Source organism: Salinicoccus siamensis (genome assembly GCF_042429615.1).
Taxonomy (GTDB): Bacteria; Bacillota; Bacilli; order Staphylococcales; family Salinicoccaceae; genus Salinicoccus; species Salinicoccus siamensis.
Genome location: NZ_JBHMAH010000021.1, coordinates 1 through 19,204 on the forward strand (window position 1 = coordinate 1; position 19,204 = coordinate 19,204).

Genomic DNA, 19,204 nt, shown 5'->3' on the forward strand with positions numbered 1-19,204 from the left:
GTGCCGCCAACTTTTTTAGCAGGGCGTTCTCCACCTCAAGCTTTCGTTTATCTGCTTTGAGCATGGAAATCTCTCTGTTCAAGCGGTCCGTCTCAGTGAGCTGGTCTTCTGATTTTCCTTTTCCGCGTCTGTCCTCAAGACCGGCTTCACCATATTCCTGATACTTCACAACAATGTTCCGGGCCTGCTGGTAGCTCACCTCGAATCTTTCGGCAAGTTCACGATAACTGATATCCCCCTGTGCATGATACTGCGCAATCTCAACCCGTTCTGCGTACGTTATTTTCCGTCCCTTGGTCAATGGTGAAGCCCCCGCTCTCGTCGTTCTTATTTCTTCACCATTATTGTAACGTATAATCCAATTCCGAACAGTTGTTTTCGACGGTATGTCATATTTGTGTGCGAGTTCGTGAGTGGAGAGCATTCCATTCATATATTCTTTTGCGACCATTTCTTTAAAGCCGCGGGTATATGTTCTATTTCTGTCCCGTTTCTTTAATCCCTCAGCACCATGCTTCTCATACTTTATCCGCCACTTTCTAAGTGTCTCCACAGACACCTGATGCTTTGTGGATATATGGCTTGGACTGATGCCTACCCTCAATTCCTGAATCATTCTCAGCTTTTCTTCAAATGAATAATATTTGTCAGTCATAAAAGAACCCCCCCCAGGTTTTACAGATGTTTTATTTCATCTGTAAACCTGGAGGGGGTCAAATCAAATCTCCAATACGGTCCTTTTCATTACATAAACACAGTATTTTGGTGTAGCCTATTCTTCGATCAACGTCAGAAGTTTCGGCCCTTCTTTAGTGACGACGATAGTGTGTTCCTTTTGGGCCACATAACTTCCATCTTTCGTTTCAAATGCCCAATCATCCTTCCCTTCCGAGACGAATGATGCCTTTGAAGATATGAATGGCTCGACTGCAATGACCATACCTTCCGTCAACAGTTCACTGTTGCCCGGTTCATAGTAGTTCATGATGTGTTTTGGTGCATCGTGCAGGCTTCTGCCTACTCCGTGTCCAGTCAGGTTTTTGATGACTGACATGCCATTCTGTCTTGCCACTTTGTGTACCGCCCTGCCGATCTGACTGACTTTCGTGCCGGGCTTGATTTTCTTCAAAGCCTCTTCAAAAGCCATCTCACAGACATCCACTACCTTCTGTTTAAGTGGATCGTCCGATTCGCCTGCTACAAAAGAGATGCCAGTATCTGCAAAATAACCATTCTTCTTTGCCGAAACGTCGATGTTGACGATGTCCCCTTCATTTATGATGCGCTTACCGGGTATGCCGTGCGCCACTTCTTCATTGATGCTGATGCATGTATATCCGGGGAAATCGTATTCGCTGATCGGCGCGCTTTCTGCCCCCATTTCCTTAAGGAGTTCGCCGCCCTTATCGTCAATCTCCTTCGTTGTCATGCCCGGCGCTGTATAGTCCACGAGCTGCTTCAGCACAGTGCCGCAAATACGGCCTATCTCCTCAAGATTCTGCATTTCTTCTTCTGTTTTAATGATCATTTATCAACCCTACTTACTTTAAAAATATTGTATCCACCAATTATTATAACAAACTCTTCATGCTATACTAGAATTGAAAGACTTAAAATTTTAGAAGGAAGCATGAATATGAGATTTGATATAAGAAAAATAATCGGTCCCCGCATCATCAAGACTGGCCTATCGACATTCTTGACTGCGCTCATCTGCCTCTGGGTGGGCCTGCCCCCCATATTCGCTGTAATCACTGCCATAGTGACGATAGAACCGACAGCGTACGCTTCGTTAAAAAAGGCATATGTCAGATTTCCGGCATCCATCATCGGTGCGTTCATCGCCGTAGCTTCACTCTATATCCTTGGAGAAAATGCCTTTACCTATTCAATAGCGGCCACACTCACCATATTCATCACATACCACCTCAATCTACAGGCCGGGGTGCTGGTAGCTGCAATCACTGCTGTGGCGATGGTGCCTTCAGTTGGCGACGCCTACGTCTATAACTTCACTTCAAGGCTCGCTACAACCACTATAGGCCTGGCAACAAGTACACTCATCAACTTTCTGGTCCTCCCTCCAAAGTATGGTGACCAGATTGAGGCGCTTTCCGCCTCCTCAACAAAAGAAATCCATAAACTCCTTATCCGAAGGCTTGGAGAACTCATCGAAGGCCAATATGAATCCGATAAGAGCGAACGTGCCTACGCTAAGATCCAAGGCTCCATCCTAAACTCAGAAAAGCTTCTGAGGTATCAGCAAGATGAATACCGCTACCATAAATCCAATCGTGAAGAGATGCGGCTGTTGAACAGCCTGGAACGTGAACTCCAGTTCAAGAAGCTGTACTTTACCCACCTCGGCAACTTGATCTACCTGCCCGACAAATTATCCATGGATTTCACACCGGAAGAAAAAAGGGCCATACAGGAAATCACCGCCTATCTCCATTTGGATCTCGCCTCCCTATCGATGACCAATCCTGCAATCCGCTTCCTCAGGAAGGATATCCGCAAACTGGATGATGAAGAGGATTCTTTTAAAATCCACTTACTATATGAGATCATCATCATCTATCAGATGATCGTCCAACATAAAAAAGCGGGTTCCAATCCGCAGAAAGTCCAGACTGGCAACAGACATAAATCAAATTAGAGGAGATCGTATATCGTCAGGTTGCGGTATGTGCGGTCAGATAAGTGTGAAACTGTCACCCCGATCAGCCTTATGGCTTCATCGGGGGATTTCAATTCGTGGTAGAGATTGTAGGCGTAATGGTAAAGTTCTTCTTCAGTGAAGACTGGATTCGTCGTCATCATCTGTCTCGTATGGGTTGCATAGTCCGTCGTCTTCATCTTGACGGTGACCACCCCTCCGGCATACTGCTGAAGCTCGAGCCGGCTACTCACTTGAGTGCATAACGAACCGATCACCTTGAGGATCTCATCATCATCATTTATATCGTAGTTGAAGGTCGTCTCCTTACCGATGGACTTCCGTATCCGCTCGACCTTCAGTTCCGACGTACCGATGCCCCGCGCCTTCTGATATAGGCTGATGCCTTTTTTCCCGAACTGATTGACGAGATCGGCCTCACTCCATTCATGGAGTTCTTTGCCGTTTCGTATTCCAAGCTCATGCATTTTTGCTTCAGTCACGCGGCCCACTCCCGGAAATTCCCCGATATCCATATTGAACAATACTTCCTGTACATTATCGTAATGGATGACGGTCGTCCCGGCCGGTTTGTTCATACCTGATGCAATCTTTGCAAGATACTTGTTGTAGGATATGCCGCTTGATGACGTCAGTCTGGTCTTTTCGAATATCTTCCGTTGGATTTCAAGTGCTATTGCGCGCGCCGGCCGTTGCCGGCCTACGAGGTGTGTAATATCCAGATAAGCCTCATCCAATGAAAGTGGCTCTACAACTTCGGTATATTCGAGGAATATATCCATGATCATTTTAGATACAGCTTTGTAATGGTCGAATCTCGGACGCACATAGATGCCGTCCGGACACAGTTTATATGCCTGTTTAGTCGGCATCGCGGAATGCACACCGAACTTCCTCGCCTCATAGCTCGCAGTCGCGACCACACCACGGCTCACCGATTTACCACCGACAATAATCGGCTTTCCCCGGTATGCCGGGTTATCCCTTTGCTCCACCTGTGCATAGAAGGCGTCCATATCGATGTGAATGATTCTTCTCTCCATGACATCCACCCATCCAGAAATATTTAAGCCAGTATAACATAAAACGAACAGATGTTCCTAGTGCATGCCCCCCGGATGAGTTCTATACATCGTCATACCGACCTCGGTATCTTCAACAAACTTCATATGATTTTTGCGCATGAGCAGATACACGTAGTAGAAATCACCTGCACATGCTCCGGTGTGGAGGGCAAGAAGATATTTGAAGGCACCGTGTGAAGTGGTCATCATCAGAATCAGCATCAATGTGGTAATGATGATGAAGGGCATCAGGATGATTATGATGAACCGTCCCCTGCTGAAGACCTCCCCTGGTGCCGCAGCATAGAACATCCCGGACTTATAGCCGAAACGCACTCGGCCGGATGGTGCAAATATCTTGAAGAACAGACCATGGATGGCTTCGTGGAAAGTGATGATGGCAAAAAGAAGTGCCATGACAAAAAATACTGCTCCGAACACACCAAGCTGGTCAAAGCCGGCTAAAGCGGAACTCCCTCCACCGGCTGCGAATAGCTCTAGGAGATAAAATACCGCAAATGACAGAATCGTAATCGAGATGGTCATTATATTCAGTACCTTAAGCACCGAGTGATCTTTAAACACATCCAATACATATTTATCTTCCATTGTAGAACTCCTTTCAGATGCACTGTATCATAATACAATCAAATAATGTTAGACTACTATAAAGCATTAGAGACAGGAGTGTATAGAGTGATAGATTTCACCATCATAGGCGGCGGTATCGCCGGCGCCTCCACCGCATACCATCTTGCGAAGAAAGGGTATGCCGTCAGATTGTACGACCGTAACGATACCGGCAAGGCCACAGAGGCCTCTGCGGGCATCATCTGCCCCTGGGTCAGCCAGAGGAGGAACAAAAAATGGTATGCCCTGGTAAGAGAGAGCGCAAAATACTATCCGGAGTTCATCGAAGCACTTAAAGCCGAAACTGGCCTCGACAGTGGTTATAGGCGGGAAGGTTCAATCAGCCTATTCAAGGACGACCATGTACAGGAACTTGCCTTCAAGCGTATTTCGGCCAAACAGGCAGATGCGCCTGAAATGGGGACGGTCCGGAAAGTCTCAAGGGAAGAAGTCGCACAGATGCATCCAGATTTGACCGACCTCTATCCAGGGGTCCTGGTCGAAGGCGGCGGCCAGGTCAAGGGGGCTGAACTATTGAAAGCTTTGAAAGCCGGCTTCCTTAAATATGGCGGGGAATGGATCAATGGGGAATTTGACCCCTCCAATGCATCAGGCACCCTCATCTATGCAACTGGTGCCTGGGGCATTGAACAGCAGCACGAACCTCATATACGCCACCAGCGCTCTGAAGTACTGCATTTCCGCCTCAAGGATTCGAACAACAAACAGCCTCGTCCTGTCGTCATGGCACTCGGTCCGATCTATATCGTCGAAATGGGAATCAATCAATATGCGATTGGTACCACCCATGAAGACACTGATAGTTTTTCTGCGGAACCATCAGAAGAAAATTACCGATATCTAAGGGATCTCGCTGAGCGATACTTCCCCGATTCCACCATAGAAGACATCAAGATGATGGTCGGTCTAAAGCCATATGCGCGTGACTTCCTCCCTTTCATCGGTGCCGTAGATGATAGGACGATAGTGATAAACGGCATGGGCGCAACAGGTCTTACCGCAAGCCCCCTTGTCGGCCGTGAAGTGGCGAATCACCTCACAGGGCAAGACACAGTGCTTGATCTGAATGATTTTTCATACCTATAGGATTTCACCTGTCCCATAGGTCACTCAGATCGCCTCATATATAATACGAAGGAAGGTGTTGCATTGAATATCCTGCGTAATCCAGGTGTAAGGAAGGTGTTGCATTGAATATCCTGCGTAATCCAGGTGTATTGAACAGTTTCTTTTACATATATGGGTCCTTATTCCTTCTGTTCCTGCTGCAATTCTTTACAGGAAGCGAGTTCCTCTCATATACCACGACTGTCTACACGATTGGGGTACTGCTCATCTCATGGGTTTTCGGTTCCAGGCTGTTTAAGATCATCGGCGTTCTCTTCATCACTGCCGGTATAGTGCTTTCGTTATCAGCAGGCAACAGCATTGCAGCTGTTGCCTCCCATATCACGGACAACCTGCCCTTATTGTTCTTCTTCAGTATCCTGCCATGGATCGGCATTGTCGTGAAAGTCGGGGGTATGGATTCGAGCATCACGGACATGATCCAAGACAAGGCAGATAGGGTTGAAAAGATCTATGGCAAAAGTATGTTCACTTCATACTTCCTGGCCATCTTCCTCAACATCTCAGCACTCTACATCATCCAAAATGTCTTATGGCGCCTGTTCGAGAATGAAGATGATTCACTCAGGAATACATTCATCATCAAATCTACATTGCGCGCCTTCGCCCTGGCTGTAATCTGGAGCCCCCTTGAAGTGATTGTAGGCCTCACTGTCGACTCGACAGGCACTTCCTACTTTACACTTTTGCCATGGCTCATCGCCGTCTCCCTGCTCGTAGGCCTGATTGAACTGTTCATTGCCACAAAAGAATTTCAAGGCATGACACTTGACGTCCAGTCCCCGGAAATCGACAGCAAGCGGCTAATCAGGACACTCTTAAAGATGCTCTTGTTGCTCGTCAGCTTCCTCGGGGCAGTGATGATCCTCAACACTTGGGCTGCCCTCGACTTCATCATGACCATTGCTTTAATCATACTGCCGTTCTCCTTTACCGCCGCGCTCATCATGCGCCGGTTCAGGCTGTTCCTGAAAACGGGGTGGTCGACTTGGAAGGATCATAATAATCACCTTCAAAATTTTGCCGTCCTATTCTTGTCGCTGGGCATATTCGCAGGCGGTTTCAACAGCAGTGCCGCCCCCTCCATGATGCAAAAGGTCTTCGGCTACGTCGATCACCTGCTTGTTCTGATCCTGATACTCATCATGATCGTCATCTATGGCCTTGCGATGGTCGGCGTTCACCCAGTGGCGACACTCGCCATTTTAGCAGAGGTGCTGGTGCCGGTGTTGACGCCTGAAAATGCATTGAGCATCTCTTTGGTCATGATCGTCTGCGGCATGGGCATATCCCCTGCTGCACCGTATGGCATCAATGCCACCATGACCGCACAGAGCATGGGGCTCAACCCCTATAAAATCACCAGAATGAACATTGGATTCTCCATCAGGATGGCATCAATCGGCATTTTGATAGCAATGCTCGCACTCATCTTCTGACCCTTTATAGTGTGACATAACTAAATAAAGCCCGGGCATCCCCTGATAAGAAAGAGGACGTCCGGGCTTTTCAAATATGTTTCACGCTTAAATCATATAGTAGAACAGCCATGTGAATATGAACAGCAGTATATATCCGAATACCAGCAAGTTCAAAAGGCCGGCGAAACCAAGCGCAAGACGCTGTGCCTGAGTATATCCTTTGATGTAACCTAGTATTTTGTAGCCGATAAGCATCAGGAGTGGGATGACGAATAGGTATGAGAATATGAGAATGAAGCGCGGGTTTCCACCGCCGACATCAAAAAGGGTAAACAAGACCACACTTGTAAGAAACAATGCAGTGACTACCGCAAAATACCCCCGGACGCCGATCTTTGTCTGCCCTTCTTCTTTTCGGGTCATAAGATAGACCGCCAATAAGATGATTCCTATGTAGAGTGCACAAATAAGATAAACCAGAGTATTCTCCTCCATTTGATGGGTTTTATCAATGTATTATAACATTCATGACATGAAAAAGGGATGGGGGCCGAGCTCCCATCCCTTTTGAGTTATTACTTGGTAGTGGCATTAATCTTGACGTCTATACCATTTTGAGCCATTTTGGAATACGGGCAGAGTTTGTGCGCATCCTCTACATACTTGTCTGCGTCACTTTGTTCTACTCCTTCAAATTCCACCTCGACTTCAGCTCCAAGTTTGAAGCCTCCATCCGTCTCGTCCTTCAATAGTTTTGCTGTTGCCTTGACCGCACGCTTGACGTCATCCGCCTTCGCTTTTTTTAAGACACCGTCGAGCGCACTGTTGAAGCATGCACTATATGCTGCTGCAAATAGCTGTTCGGGATTCGTTTCTTTCGTGTCTTCGCCCGACATCTGCTTCGGCTGCTTGACATTCATCGAAAAGGATTTATCTTCGCTATGGACCTCGCCATCGCGGCCACCCGTGTTGATCATCGTAACTTGATACAATGGTTCCATTAAAAGCTCAACTCCTTTGTAGTCTATACTTAGTATATTGACGTTTCCAGGAAGCATTAAACATGATGGCCTGATTCAGTCACACGCATACCCGTCTCGATCGCCATCCATTTTGAGGCTATACGCAGGATGCCCCTCCTTCACCCCGTCGGGGTGTACCTGCCTCAATTCTGTACAGTTCCTGAACTGGTTTTTTGTACCTGTATCGCCATTTCCACGATTCTCATCTTTTTGGTGGGCCTCGGAATCAAAGGGCTGATCAAGTGACCAGATGCCAAGCGATTCCTCTTTGGCCTTCTCCTGTGCTTCCTCCAACCGGTCCAGATGTGTAGTGTTGGGGGGATTTATATAACGGACTTGTGCAAGCCCTTCCCTGACAAGGGTTTCATTGACCATCTTGCCATCTGCGTAGATATAGGCGAGGTAGCGCTCGTAATGATCCTGCTTCGGTCCGACATCGAATTCGACCTCTATAGTGTCTGCCCCACTCAAAATTTCCTTCGTCCGTGCCGATGCTTCTTTACCGTAGGGCTGCTCCCCAATCCGTGGGTGGTTCGTCTCCGGCGTATCTATCAGCAGATAACGGAACGAAACATCATTGCCTTCAAAATTAAAACGCGTGGTGTCACCATCTATGAACGAAGCAACGGTGACCACAGTCCGTTCCCCATCCGACCCCGATGCCCCAGGCGCTTCCCGCGCAGGGCTTTCTGTATCATCAACTACGAATATCGAAACTGCCAACATTGCAATGGCACAGAAAAGTGCAATGGCAGCATACCTCAAATAACCTTTTGATGACTCTCCACGAGCCTTCTTCACTGCATAGACGACACCGAACGCAATGGCTGTAGAAACGGCGTACAGTGCTGTAATGAGGAGGCCGGTTCCAAGCGTCGAACTGCTGTCCATAAGCGCAGTCAGTATAGCCAGCACACCGGCGACCGTAATCAGCATCAAAGCTGTCTGCCAACTTTTTTTGTATCCTTTGCCCGATATGTATAGGGACACACCTTTAATGAACATAACCAATGATATGAGAGCTGCGATAAATGATAATATAAGAAATACAAAATCCATGCGGAACCTCCAGTACTTTCAGTTTTCAACGCTTTAAATTATGGGCACGGGCAAAAGAATGTGTAAAATGTACACATTCCATTATAATGCCATTGACAAATCCATATCTCCGTTGTAAATTTGAACATGTAGAAATTATATCAAGACCCCGTAGCTCAGCGGGAGAGCACTTGCTTGACAGGCAAGGGGTCGGTGGTTCAAATCCACTCGGGGTCATATTAAATCACCCAGTCCACGGACTGGGTGATTTTTTTGTTCACTCAATGTGCAACGCTTGATCCAACCTCTCCAATTAGTCAGGATAGCATATCCGCCATCTGCCAAGGTTCCCTTTTATAGAGCTTAAACATGAAGTACATGAGGACAACGATTGAGAATGGCAGAGATTCCCCATCAAATTGCGGATCAGAAAGGATCAGTGTCTCCCTGGCGGCCACATCTTCCTTGACGGTGGCAACATGGCGTCCATGGTAGTAGACTTCCATATCGCCCGCCCAATCCTCTTCTATGCTCAGGAAACGCCCATCAATCTTGCCGTCCACACGAAAATGGAGGAGATTGCTGCCGGGTCTTTCCTTGAAGACCATTTCTCCCTGGTCTGTCTGCAGGATGTACTTGGATATATTCATATCCCGGAACTTCCGCTTTTTTAGGCCGAGCTTTACTATCCTGCCTTGTGCAGAAGTATAGGAGTAAGTATTACGCCTCTCACAGTTCCTCAGCACCGTGCGGTCGATCTGTGCAATCTCATCCCCGGATTCATCTTCTATAAGAACCTTGTGTTTCCTCGAACCTGGAGAAAGTGAATAGCGATATTGTTTCATAACTGCCTCCTTGAAGTTTAGGCTAATTACATTCTGGATCGGACATTATGCCTTCTCGAGCAATGCGACAAGTTCTATATGCACAGTATGTGGGAACAGATCAACCGGCTGGACCCTCTTGAGTTCATAGCCATATTCGCGTAGCCAAGTGATGTCTTCAGCGAAACTTTCCGGGTTGCATGATACATAGACGACGCGGTCGGTGCCGAGTCGTCCAATTCTGCGCATCACCTTGCCACCAGCACCGGAACGTGGTGGGTCCAGCATCAAAAGATCAGGGGTCCCCCATGTCTGTAAAATCTCATCCATTCCGCGGCGGGCATCTTTTGCCAGGAAATAAGTGTTATTGATGCCATTGTCTTTAGCGTTTCTTTTTGCCGATTCAATGGATGTCTCCACTATCTCTATGCCTGCAAGCGCCTTAACCCGCTTCGCGAAAGGCAAGGAGAAGGTGCCGACGCCGCAGAAAAGGTCGATCATGCGATCTTCACTTCCCACTTCTGCCATCTCAATCGCCAATTCAACAAGTTTCTCGGCCTGTTCAGGATTCGTCTGGAAGAAGGTATCAAACCAAATCCGATATTTATAGCCATACATCTCATCATGGATGTAATCACGGCCATAAAGGAGGTGTGTATGCTCTGCCTGCGCCACATCCGCCCAATCTGTATTCTCCATCCACATGAAGCTGACCAGTCCACTGAATTTGCTGCTCAACCGCGATATCAGGTCATCCACTGCCTTTTGATGCGCCTTTGGGGAGTCGGTAGCGAAAATCGCAAGCATGAGTTCTCCGGTTTTCTGTGAATATCGGGTCATGAGATTGCGCAGCAGTCCAGCGTGCGCATCCTTATCATAACCTGGGAGGTCATGGTCTTTCTGCCACCGCGAAACTTCAAGCATCGCCTGCACCATCGGACCACCTGCTATCAGACATGTGTCCAGGTCGATGACATTCCGGAAATTGCCGAGCTCATGCAGCCCCAGCCCGCCTTCAGGACCGAAAGTGAATTCCATCTTATTGCGGTATTCCCAAGGCGTCTCCATACCGATCGCATCTGCTGCAACATCGGGGTCGAACCCATTCCCCGCGAGAAAACGGCGCACTTCGGCCACCTTATAGGCCAATTGCCCCTGGTAATCCCAATGCTGCCAGACGCACCCTCCACATTTGTCAAAATGGGGACAGGGCGCTACAGTGCGCTCCACACTTGGCTTGATGATTTCATCCGGCAGTGCCCTGGCGCGTTTTCGGTCGGGATTCGCTACTGTCACCTGTACTTCTTCTCCAATCAATGTCTGGGGTACGGTGAGCTTCAATTTCCTCGGATTGATGCCACCCCCGTCTCGCCAGACGTGCCCCCTACCGGAGCCCTTCTTATCAAGCATGTCTATTTTCACTTCATATGTTTCAGCTTTATTGTTCGACACTCAAGCACCCTCCATCTGTTCTCTTTATCATCATTCTACAATATCCATCGATACTACCACAATTGTATGTTGAATTTTATATGGGCCAATTGCCAAGTGACCTTATTTTATATAAAGATTGCGATGAGCCCCCCTACTGCAAAACCGAATATCGCATGACCGAGAGTCCAGTAGAACCATGCAGCCGCATCATCCTTTGAAGGGGGTGTTTCAGTCAATGCACTCAGAAAATAAAGCACGCCGCCTCCCGCAGTGAAGACAACCATATAGGGCCACACCAAAGACTCAAGGCCGAGCGGCAACAAGATATAGTAGAGCACCACCGCACTCGATATGCACGTTGCATAATGGAACAGGATACCCGTTATACTCTTATCGCTCCATTGTTTAAGTACTGGTATATAATCCATATTGTAGAGTAGTATATCCGCTTTATTTCCCGTCGCCTTCCTCACAATCTTCATAATTGCCGCAAGCAACACTCCTGAAATGAAGCCGATCAGAACAAGTTTCAAAAATGTAATCATCCCATTCCTCCCAGTTAAATTGTGTTCTTTCACTATACCCTTTCTCTATGGATTTTACTTCCTGAATCGTTGTAATCGAACAAATCCTTCTGAAACGGATACATGGCATTATTCAAATATTCATGACAAAATATACGGTGAGGTGATTGAAATGGCAAATATCAATATGGATAACTACAAGAAAGCGATCAGGTTGGAAGAACCGTTCGCTCCAGCTATGAGTGACATCGATGATAAAGCGGTGCTCGCTGAACGTGTGCTTCTTATGCTGCGCAATGAAAAGGCCGGCACACAAGATATAGATATACCAGAAGATTATACCGCCCAGCGTAAACTTATCCGGGCACTGCTCAATATCAGGCAACCGCTCCCCCTCGATAAGGAAATGATGCAGCTGCTTGACAAACTCCTCCATATTGAAAAAGAGGAGAAAGAAAAGATATCTCCTGAAACAATCAGAAGCATTCAATCCGAGTTTCCTAAAACGCGTTTCAAGGAAGCGGATAAGATGGCCCTATGGCAGGGCGACATTACAAATATAGAAGCGGATGCCATCGTCAACGCCGCCAATGAAAAATTGCTCGGATGCATGCAGCCGCTCCATGGGTGCATCGACAACGTCATCCACTCAGCAGCAGGTCCAATGCTCAGGGATGACGGAGCCGAAATCATCCATCGACAGAAAACGGATGAGGAAGCTGGGAATGCCAAAATCACGAGAGGCTACCATCTCCCTGCAAAGTACGTCATCCACACCGTTGGACCAGCCCTCTCCGATGGAGAAGAAGTATTAAGCAGACATGAAGAAACTCTAGTATCCAGCTATAGGTCATGCCTTGATATTGCACAAGAAAAGGGAGACGTCAAAACGCTCGTCTTCCCGGCCATTTCCACCGGTGAGTTCAATTTTCCGGAAGAGCATGCAGCAGAAATTGCTGTATGGACGGTCGATGAATGGCTCAAAACACATGAGCATCATTTCACCAAGGTCATCTTCAATGTATTCACAGAAGCGGACAAGGCTATCTACGAAGCAGTATTAAATGCTTGAATCCGCACCAGCGGTACATTTGGTCATAAAAAAACGGCAGAATGGATCTGCCGTTTTTTCTATTCTATTAAGCCCATGCTCATATAGCGTTCCCCTGTGTCCGGTGCAATTGCTGCCACACGTTTACCGGGGCCAAGTCTCTTCGCGACCTCAATCGCTGCAAATACAGAAGCACCCGCAGAAGGCCCGACAAAAATGCCTTCTTCCTTAGCCAACCTCCTGAACATATCGACTGCATCATCATCCTTTATTTGAATGATTTCATCCCATATATCGGTATTCAATATATTCGGGATAAAGCCAGGGCTCGTCCCGACAAGCTTATGCTTACCAGGCTTGCCCCCCGACAGTACAGGCGAGCCTTCAGGCTCCACCACAGCAATGCGCAAGTCTTTAAGGTGCTCCCGTAAAGTTTCACCGGTACCTGTGATTGTACCGCCTGTGCCGGCTGTTGCGACAAATGCGTCGAGATCATAATCGAAATCATCCAGGATTTCAATCGCCGTCGTCGTCCGGTGGATATCCGGATTGGCACTGTTTTCGAATTGTTGGGGGATGAAACTGTTAGGCAGTTCAGCATGCAGTTCCTTAGCCTTCCGGATGCACCCCGGCATCTTCTCCTCAGCCGGTGTCAGCACCACTTCAGCGCCATACGCCTTCAGAAGGTTGATGCGTTCACTCGTTGAGCTGTCAGGCAGGACGAAAATCGCGTCATAGCCTTTTGCCGCCGCATTCATCGCCAACCCTATACCGGTATTGCCGCTTGTTGGCTCGATGATGGTTCCGCCCGGCTCAATCAATCCATCCGCTTCAGCCTGGTCCAGCATGCTGAAGGCCGCACGGTCCTTTACACTTTTGCTCGGGTTGAACATTTCAAGTTTTACATAGACATCAGCAGCGCCTTCTGGCACAACTCTGTTGAGCTTCACCATAGGTGTATGCCCGATCAAATCAACAATGCTGTCGACTCTATTCATATGATGATCCCTCGTTTCTTTTAATCCCTACTTCATTGCTATACTATAACATTCTTCACCCGGCTGTTAAAGCAGCGTGCCTATTGGAGTCTGGATGCGACTCCCCTCATCCCATGACTCCTGAAATAATTCCCACCTTAAAGAACTCCTGATGCTTAATCAGGAGTTCATGTCAAAATTGAGGATGTCATACTTTCTGTTCTTCTGCTTCCTCGAGTTCAAACGCATCAAGCAGAGCCCGCGCTTCTTCGGTCGATTTTGTGCCCATCATACTGTTTCTAAGCGCGCCTGCGCCCCTGAACCCTTTTATATAAATTTTGAAAAAGCGGTGCAGGGCAGTATATTTGCGGGGCACCTCTCTATTGTAGCGATCATACAGATCGAGATGTGTCCTCAGTAGATCAAGCAGTTCTTTACTGCTATGCATTTTCGGTTCCTTCTCGAACGCGAATGGGTTCTTGAAGATCCCCCGCCCGATCATGACGCCATCCACCCCATATTTTTCGGCGAGCATCATGCCCGTTTCGCGGTCGGGAATATCACCGTTGATGGTCAGCAGCGTATCCGGGGCGATTGCGTCGCGCATTTCCTGGATTTCTGGAATCAGTTCCCAGTGAGCATCACACTTGCTCATCTCTTTACGCGTACGCAAGTGGATGGAAAGGTTTGCGATGTCTTGCTCGAATAGATGTTTGAGCCATTCTCTCCACTCGTCGGTCTCTTCATACCCAAGGCGTGTCTTGACGCTGACCGGCAAGCCGCCGGCTTTCGCCGCCTGTATGAGTTCTGCTGCGATTTCCGGACGCTTTATCAATCCACTCCCTTTACCGTCTCCAGCCACGTTAGGAACAGGGCACCCCATATTCAAGTCGATGCCTTTGAATCCTTCTTCAGCCATCCCGATGCTCATCCGGCGGAAGTGTTCTGGGCGGTCCCCCCAGATGTGGGCGACGATCGGCTGTTCATCTTCAGTGAACATCAGTCGGCCCCGGACACTGTCGATGCCTTCTGGATGACAGTAGCTGTCTGAATTTGTAAATTCCGTAAAATAAACATCCGGAGCAGCCGCTTCTGCAACGACATGCCGGAATACAACATCCGTCACTTCTTCCATTGGTGCCAACACGAAGAACGGACGCGGCAGTTCATGCCAAAAATTATCTTTTTTCATATGTTTCCTTCCTTCTTACAACAATCATCTTTTATCTGCCAATGTGGTTAGTCCACATACTTGCCATGCTTAGGCTTCGCCATCTCATCAAAGTTCTCAGCCAGTTCCTTCAGGCCATCAGCCAACAGTTCCCCGGAGAGGGGTTTCCCATGCCCGGTCACTGCAACACTCGGTTTGAGCGCTTCAAGAGTGACCACGGATTCTTTGGCGGATGGCCAATCTGTGGTCAGATATCTCGGTGGCCCGCTGATCACCAGTTCCTGCGTCAATACTTCATATAGATTTTCCTGTCTGACAGCAACAAAAGCGTCGCCTGCAATCAATGTCCTGTCACGCTCCCTGAATAGGGCGACATGACCCGGGGTGTGCCCTGGTGAATGGAGCCATTTGAATTCCGGCATATGCGGTACACTACCGTCCTCGGGAAGCGGTTCTACATTATCTCCCAAATCAATCGGATCTACCGGGAAAATCGGCGATGTCTTGGCGACCATCCCTCCCTCAACGGTAGCGTCCGGTTTCGGGTAGGGCTCCTTGCCGGTCAGAAACGGCATTTCCAGCTTGTGGGCGTAGACCGGAACATCCCAATACTTCACCAGCTCGATGATGGCTCCTACATGATCGAAGTGGCCGTGGGTCAAAATGATCGCCTGTGGCCGGCGTCCTTCCCCGAAACGATCTTCAACGGCTGAAATGATTTTCTCGTGCGCGTTTGGCATGCCTGCATCCACCAGCACAAAGTCACCCGTCTTCGGATCACCGACAAGATGTATATTGACTATTTGTATTGTGTAGGTGAAAAGATCCGGCAATACTTCGATGCCTGTGCCGCTTTTGATGGATGTAGCCGGCACGGTTTTATAATCTTCTCCATAATTCATTTGCTCGTCCATAAATGGCACCTCCTTGAAATCATATTAACTTTTACCCTTTGCGCAGAAAATCATGTGATGTCGAGGCAGACGCTCCCAGTCTATTTCAATTCCAGGCGTACCACCGCTTCTACATGATTCGTCTGTGGGAACATATCGACCGGTGTGACCGGTCCGGCTTTATAGCCATGCTCCGTCAAGTAGTTCAAGTCTCGCTGGAGGGTACTTGGATTGCATGATACATATACAATCTTCTCCGGCGCCACTTCTGCCAAAGCTTCCAGAAATTCGGGGTGGCATCCTTTCCTCGGGGGGTCCACAAAGACGACATCAGGTTCGACGCCTTGGCTGACGAGCCGCTTCATGACATCTTCCGATTTGCCCAAGTGGTATTCTGCGTTATCCACACCATTCAATACTGCATTTTCCCTTGCGTCAAGGACAGCCGACTCCACACTTTCGATGCCGATGATCTTTTTCGCACTGTCTGTTGCACATAATCCGATCGTCCCGATGCCGCAATATGTGTCGATGATCGTTTCGTCACCTTTTAAGTCAGCCAGCTCAATTGCTTTTTGATAAAGCTTTACCGTCTGCGTATGGTTCACCTGGTAGAAGGATTTCGCTTTGATGCGGAACTGCTTGCCGAGCAGTGTATCGGTGATGTACGCATTGCCGTACAATGTTATGGTTTCATCTCCGAAAATGACATTCGTCTTCTTGTCATTGATGTTCTGGACGATGCTTGTCACCATCGGGAATTGTTTTGTGATTGCTTCAATGACCGGGCCGAAGAGGTTTTTCTTGCCGTTCGTGACGAAGGCCACCTGCACTTCGCTGTCGTCGTGGTTTGAGCGGATGATGACGTGCCGAACCAGGCCTTGGTGCAATGCTTCATCATAGACTGATATCCTTGCTTTGTTGAATTCATCCCTGATGAATACCATCAGTTCATTATGGATGTCCTTTTGGATGAGGCAGTCATCTATATCAATGATGTCATGGCTACGCGGACGGTAGAATCCCATTTCAACTTTGCCGTCATTGAATTGCACGGGTATCTGTGACTTGTTGCGGTAATTGAATGGGGGCTCGGCACCTATGATGGATTCTATCTTGAGGTCGAGTTTTCCCATGCGGTTGATCGCCTTGTCGACGGTAGTTGTCTTGAAATGTTGCTGCTCAAGATAATCGAGTGTCTGTATCTGGCATCCGCCGCATTGGAAGTAATAGGGGCATGGCGGATTGATTCGGTTGTTTGACGCCTCCTTGACCTCAAGTGTCTTGCCGAAACCGAATTTACGGTTGGCCTTCACCACTTTAAAATCTATCTCCTCACCTTTCAGCACATCCGGGATAAAAATTGGATAGCCTTCTATCTTCACCACACCCATGCCCTCGTGCGTATAATCTTCGACTGTTGCGGTGAATCGCTCATTCTTTGCCACTTGTGCCATGCTTATCCTCCTTTAAGTCAATTTCATACCAGCTGAACCCGTTGCCAAGTTCTTCGGTATGCCTGACTGCTTGTTCATCCACATATGCTTTTGCATGTGAGGCGGTCTTGAACATATACGTGCCGCCCGGGATGATGGTCATCGGTCTCTTATGGTCAAAATGTGGATTCGTCCTCATATATTCGATGACGATATCCCGTACGGTCCTTTGTGATTCATGGAGTATTTCGGCGTCTCTCAGGAACGGGGTATAGGCTACCCTGTAGTTGTTTGCCGGAACAATGAAGGAATCCCCCGGTTTTATGTCCCTGCCCTGGTATTTCATTTCGGTGACACGTTCACTATCATTGATTTTCTTCGCCGTTCCACTGTAGCGCGCCGAGCGCGAGATGTCGAATGTATACTCCAGATCGAAGAATGTATCGAAGTTATAGCTTGGAAAACCGTTTTTGGAACTATTGGCTTTCAGCAGATCTTCATTTTCATTTGCCTGATTGAACTGGGAGGCGCTCCACTCCAGCCATTCCTTGAGAATACCTCCATCTATCTTGATGATGACCATCGAGTTTGTATGTTTATAGAGGTCAATCGCTGCACTGAGGGTAAGTTCCCCTCCCGCCAAGACTGTGAAGTCATGCGGTCCATCCCTGCCGGCTTTCGTGACAGCATTGAAGCCGAGCACCGGTAACCGTTCCAGGTCGCCGCGACTGATGAGTGTTTCGGCGTATGCCTTGCTGGCTTCCGCTACGGCTTGGACTGCTTTGGAAGGAATGATGCGGGAGAAATAGGTATGCCACGTTTCATCTATATGGCCAATCGGTTCGGAAAGATAATCCAGTACCTTCCTATGGGAAGCTTCATATTTTGATAACGTCTCCCTAGTTGGAGTGAGGCTTTCGGATTCAATCAGATGTGCCCTCGAATTCTTGATTTCAAAAGCCCCATCATCATCTACCCCCAGGTCGAACTCAATGCACCCTAAGTGGCTCGCTGAAACACCCGGCTGCACCATCGGTTTCCCGTTGACGGCACCACGCTTGAAATCAATCGCATCAATCCGCGCTTCGAAGTTTCGGTCTGGAAAGAATTCGTGGGTGTGCCCGAAGATGATGCCATCCACATCTTTCACCATAGTCATGAGGAATGTCTGGTTCTCACCATAGAGCCTGATATGGTCAGGATCCTTGCTCATGCCGGAGTGGGACATCAGAATGACGATATCGGCACCCGCCTCCTTCATCTCTCTGGCAGTATGCTTTACCGTCCTATTCATATCCTCGACCTCCACCCTACCTTCAAGGTGGAATGCGTCCCATTTCATGATCTGGGTGGGCACTACATTCAAAAAGCCGATCCTGAGCAATCCTTCTGGCGTCTGTTTGTCTATGATGACATATCTTTTTATAATATCACCGAGCGCGTGTTGATGGAAGTCGACATTTGCATTGACGATCTCCGCCTCAACCTGACGATAGGCTTTAAGGAGGTAATCGAGGCCGAAGTTGAATTCATGGTTGCCAAGGCCGATTACATCATATATGTCATTCATCACTTCAATGGCGAGGAGCGGGTCATCACTATGCCGGTAGTCATAATCATTCCATACATCCCCTTGGAGGAAGTCCCCATTATCGACAGTCATTACGATATCATCCGGATGCTTTAAACGATGAGCATCCATGAAAGATTTCAGATGCAGCAGACTTTTGGACTTATATATGTCATTAAAGTAATCGTGCGGATATATCGCACCATGCACATCACTCGTTGCAAAAATTGTTAGTTTCATCGGACACCTCTTCAAATCTTATTGCTGTCATTATATCAAATCATCTGCACTTAGGCTTGGGGGGAGCAAAATTGGGTATA

Annotated in this window: 19 protein-coding genes and 1 tRNA gene; 5 read left to right on the forward strand and 15 right to left on the reverse strand. The window is 48.0% G+C overall.

The features are described from left to right. On the reverse strand, positions 1 to 655 hold a 655-nt coding region (locus tag ACFFLE_RS07295), incomplete at its 3' end, for a helix-turn-helix domain-containing protein (protein WP_380570482.1). Between the two features lie 117 nt (positions 656 to 772). Next, the gene (gene map / locus ACFFLE_RS07300; RefSeq protein ID WP_380570483.1) at positions 773 to 1,528 is read right to left on the reverse strand and encodes a type I methionyl aminopeptidase; all 756 of its coding nucleotides are present in this window, start codon (positions 1,526 to 1,528) and stop codon (positions 773 to 775) included. 108 nt (positions 1,529 to 1,636) lie between these two features. Here map and ACFFLE_RS07305 point away from each other — a divergent pair, with 108 nt between their 5' ends. Beyond that, entirely contained in the window at positions 1,637 to 2,659 is a 1,023-nt protein-coding gene (locus ACFFLE_RS07305) for an FUSC family protein (RefSeq protein ID WP_380570484.1), read from the forward strand. Here the strand turns inward: ACFFLE_RS07305 and dinB are convergent. Then, positions 2,656 to 3,723: a DNA polymerase IV gene (gene dinB, locus ACFFLE_RS07310; protein WP_380570485.1), complete on the reverse strand. Its 1,068-nt coding sequence runs from the start codon at positions 3,721 to 3,723 to the stop codon at positions 2,656 to 2,658. The two genes, ACFFLE_RS07305 and dinB, sit on opposite strands and share 4 nt — an antisense overlap. Positions 3,724 to 3,780: 57 nt before the next feature. Then, the gene (locus ACFFLE_RS07315) at positions 3,781 to 4,353 is read right to left on the reverse strand and encodes a DUF3267 domain-containing protein (RefSeq protein WP_380570486.1); all 573 of its coding nucleotides are present in this window, start codon (positions 4,351 to 4,353) and stop codon (positions 3,781 to 3,783) included. A gap of 87 nt (positions 4,354 to 4,440) precedes the next feature. Here ACFFLE_RS07315 and ACFFLE_RS07320 point away from each other — a divergent pair, with 87 nt between their 5' ends. Both ACFFLE_RS07320 and ACFFLE_RS07325 read left to right on the forward strand, forming a co-directional pair. Further along, complete coding sequence (locus ACFFLE_RS07320) at positions 4,441 to 5,481, forward strand: NAD(P)/FAD-dependent oxidoreductase (RefSeq protein ID WP_380570487.1); 1,041 nt, start codon at positions 4,441 to 4,443, stop codon at positions 5,479 to 5,481. Between the two features lie 104 nt (positions 5,482 to 5,585). Then, positions 5,586 to 6,962 (forward strand): hypothetical protein, encoded by a 1,377-nt coding sequence (locus tag ACFFLE_RS07325; protein ID WP_380570488.1) that lies wholly within the window; start codon positions 5,586 to 5,588, stop codon positions 6,960 to 6,962. Positions 6,963 to 7,049: 87 nt separating this feature from the next. On the opposite strand, the gene ACFFLE_RS07330 is transcribed toward ACFFLE_RS07325, so the two are convergent. The 3 genes from ACFFLE_RS07330 to ACFFLE_RS07340 form a co-directional block, all read right to left on the reverse strand. Next, the gene (locus ACFFLE_RS07330) at positions 7,050 to 7,367 is read right to left on the reverse strand and encodes a hypothetical protein (RefSeq protein WP_380570489.1); all 318 of its coding nucleotides are present in this window, start codon (positions 7,365 to 7,367) and stop codon (positions 7,050 to 7,052) included. Positions 7,368 to 7,519: 152 nt separating this feature from the next. Beyond that, positions 7,520 to 7,945 (reverse strand): Ohr family peroxiredoxin, encoded by a 426-nt coding sequence (locus ACFFLE_RS07335; RefSeq protein WP_380570491.1) that lies wholly within the window; start codon positions 7,943 to 7,945, stop codon positions 7,520 to 7,522. A gap of 75 nt (positions 7,946 to 8,020) precedes the next feature. Continuing rightward, on the reverse strand, positions 8,021 to 9,025 hold the full coding sequence (locus ACFFLE_RS07340; protein WP_380570492.1) for a thermonuclease family protein: 1,005 nt from the start codon (positions 9,023 to 9,025) through the stop codon (positions 8,021 to 8,023). 144 nt (positions 9,026 to 9,169) lie between these two features. On the opposite strand from ACFFLE_RS07340, the gene ACFFLE_RS07345 reads away from it, so the two are divergent. Beyond that, positions 9,170 to 9,241, forward strand: a tRNA-Val gene (locus ACFFLE_RS07345). Between the two features lie 80 nt (positions 9,242 to 9,321). On the opposite strand, the gene ACFFLE_RS07350 is transcribed toward ACFFLE_RS07345, so the two are convergent. From ACFFLE_RS07350 to ACFFLE_RS07360, 3 genes are all read right to left on the reverse strand, one after another. Next, positions 9,322 to 9,849: a hypothetical protein gene (locus ACFFLE_RS07350; protein ID WP_380570493.1), complete on the reverse strand. Its 528-nt coding sequence runs from the start codon at positions 9,847 to 9,849 to the stop codon at positions 9,322 to 9,324. A 45-nt stretch (positions 9,850 to 9,894) separates the two neighbouring features. Next, entirely contained in the window at positions 9,895 to 11,280 is a 1,386-nt protein-coding gene (gene rlmD, locus ACFFLE_RS07355; RefSeq protein ID WP_380570494.1) for a 23S rRNA (uracil(1939)-C(5))-methyltransferase RlmD, read from the reverse strand. Positions 11,281 to 11,387: 107 nt separating this feature from the next. Then, positions 11,388 to 11,807 (reverse strand): hypothetical protein, encoded by a 420-nt coding sequence (locus ACFFLE_RS07360; protein WP_380570495.1) that lies wholly within the window; start codon positions 11,805 to 11,807, stop codon positions 11,388 to 11,390. Between the two features lie 151 nt (positions 11,808 to 11,958). Between ACFFLE_RS07360 and ACFFLE_RS07365 the strand changes: the two genes are divergently transcribed. Beyond that, on the forward strand, positions 11,959 to 12,858 hold the full coding sequence (locus tag ACFFLE_RS07365; RefSeq protein WP_380570497.1) for a protein-ADP-ribose hydrolase: 900 nt from the start codon (positions 11,959 to 11,961) through the stop codon (positions 12,856 to 12,858). 59 nt (positions 12,859 to 12,917) lie between these two features. Here ACFFLE_RS07365 and cysK read toward each other — a convergent pair whose 3' ends face one another. The 5 genes from cysK to ACFFLE_RS07390 all read right to left on the reverse strand — a co-directional run bounded on the left by cysK (position 12,918) and on the right by ACFFLE_RS07390 (position 19,124). Further along, positions 12,918 to 13,835, reverse strand: coding sequence for a cysteine synthase A (gene cysK, locus ACFFLE_RS07370; RefSeq protein WP_380570498.1), 918 nt, complete (start codon positions 13,833 to 13,835; stop codon positions 12,918 to 12,920). Positions 13,836 to 14,022: 187 nt separating this feature from the next. Beyond that, on the reverse strand, positions 14,023 to 15,006 hold the full coding sequence (locus tag ACFFLE_RS07375) for a tRNA dihydrouridine synthase (protein ID WP_380570499.1): 984 nt from the start codon (positions 15,004 to 15,006) through the stop codon (positions 14,023 to 14,025). A 47-nt stretch (positions 15,007 to 15,053) separates the two neighbouring features. Further along, entirely contained in the window at positions 15,054 to 15,899 is an 846-nt protein-coding gene (locus ACFFLE_RS07380; protein ID WP_380570500.1) for an MBL fold metallo-hydrolase, read from the reverse strand. Between the two features lie 80 nt (positions 15,900 to 15,979). Next, positions 15,980 to 17,335 carry a 23S rRNA (uracil(1939)-C(5))-methyltransferase RlmD gene (gene rlmD, locus ACFFLE_RS07385; protein ID WP_380570501.1) on the reverse strand — a complete coding sequence of 452 codons (1,356 nt, stop codon included), beginning with the start codon at positions 17,333 to 17,335 and terminating at the stop codon, positions 15,980 to 15,982. Beyond that, positions 17,313 to 19,124: a 5'-nucleotidase C-terminal domain-containing protein gene (locus ACFFLE_RS07390; protein WP_380570502.1), complete on the reverse strand. Its 1,812-nt coding sequence runs from the start codon at positions 19,122 to 19,124 to the stop codon at positions 17,313 to 17,315. Before ACFFLE_RS07390 ends, rlmD (ACFFLE_RS07385) begins: the two co-directional genes overlap by 23 nt. Between the last annotated feature and the right edge of the window lie 80 nt (positions 19,125 to 19,204).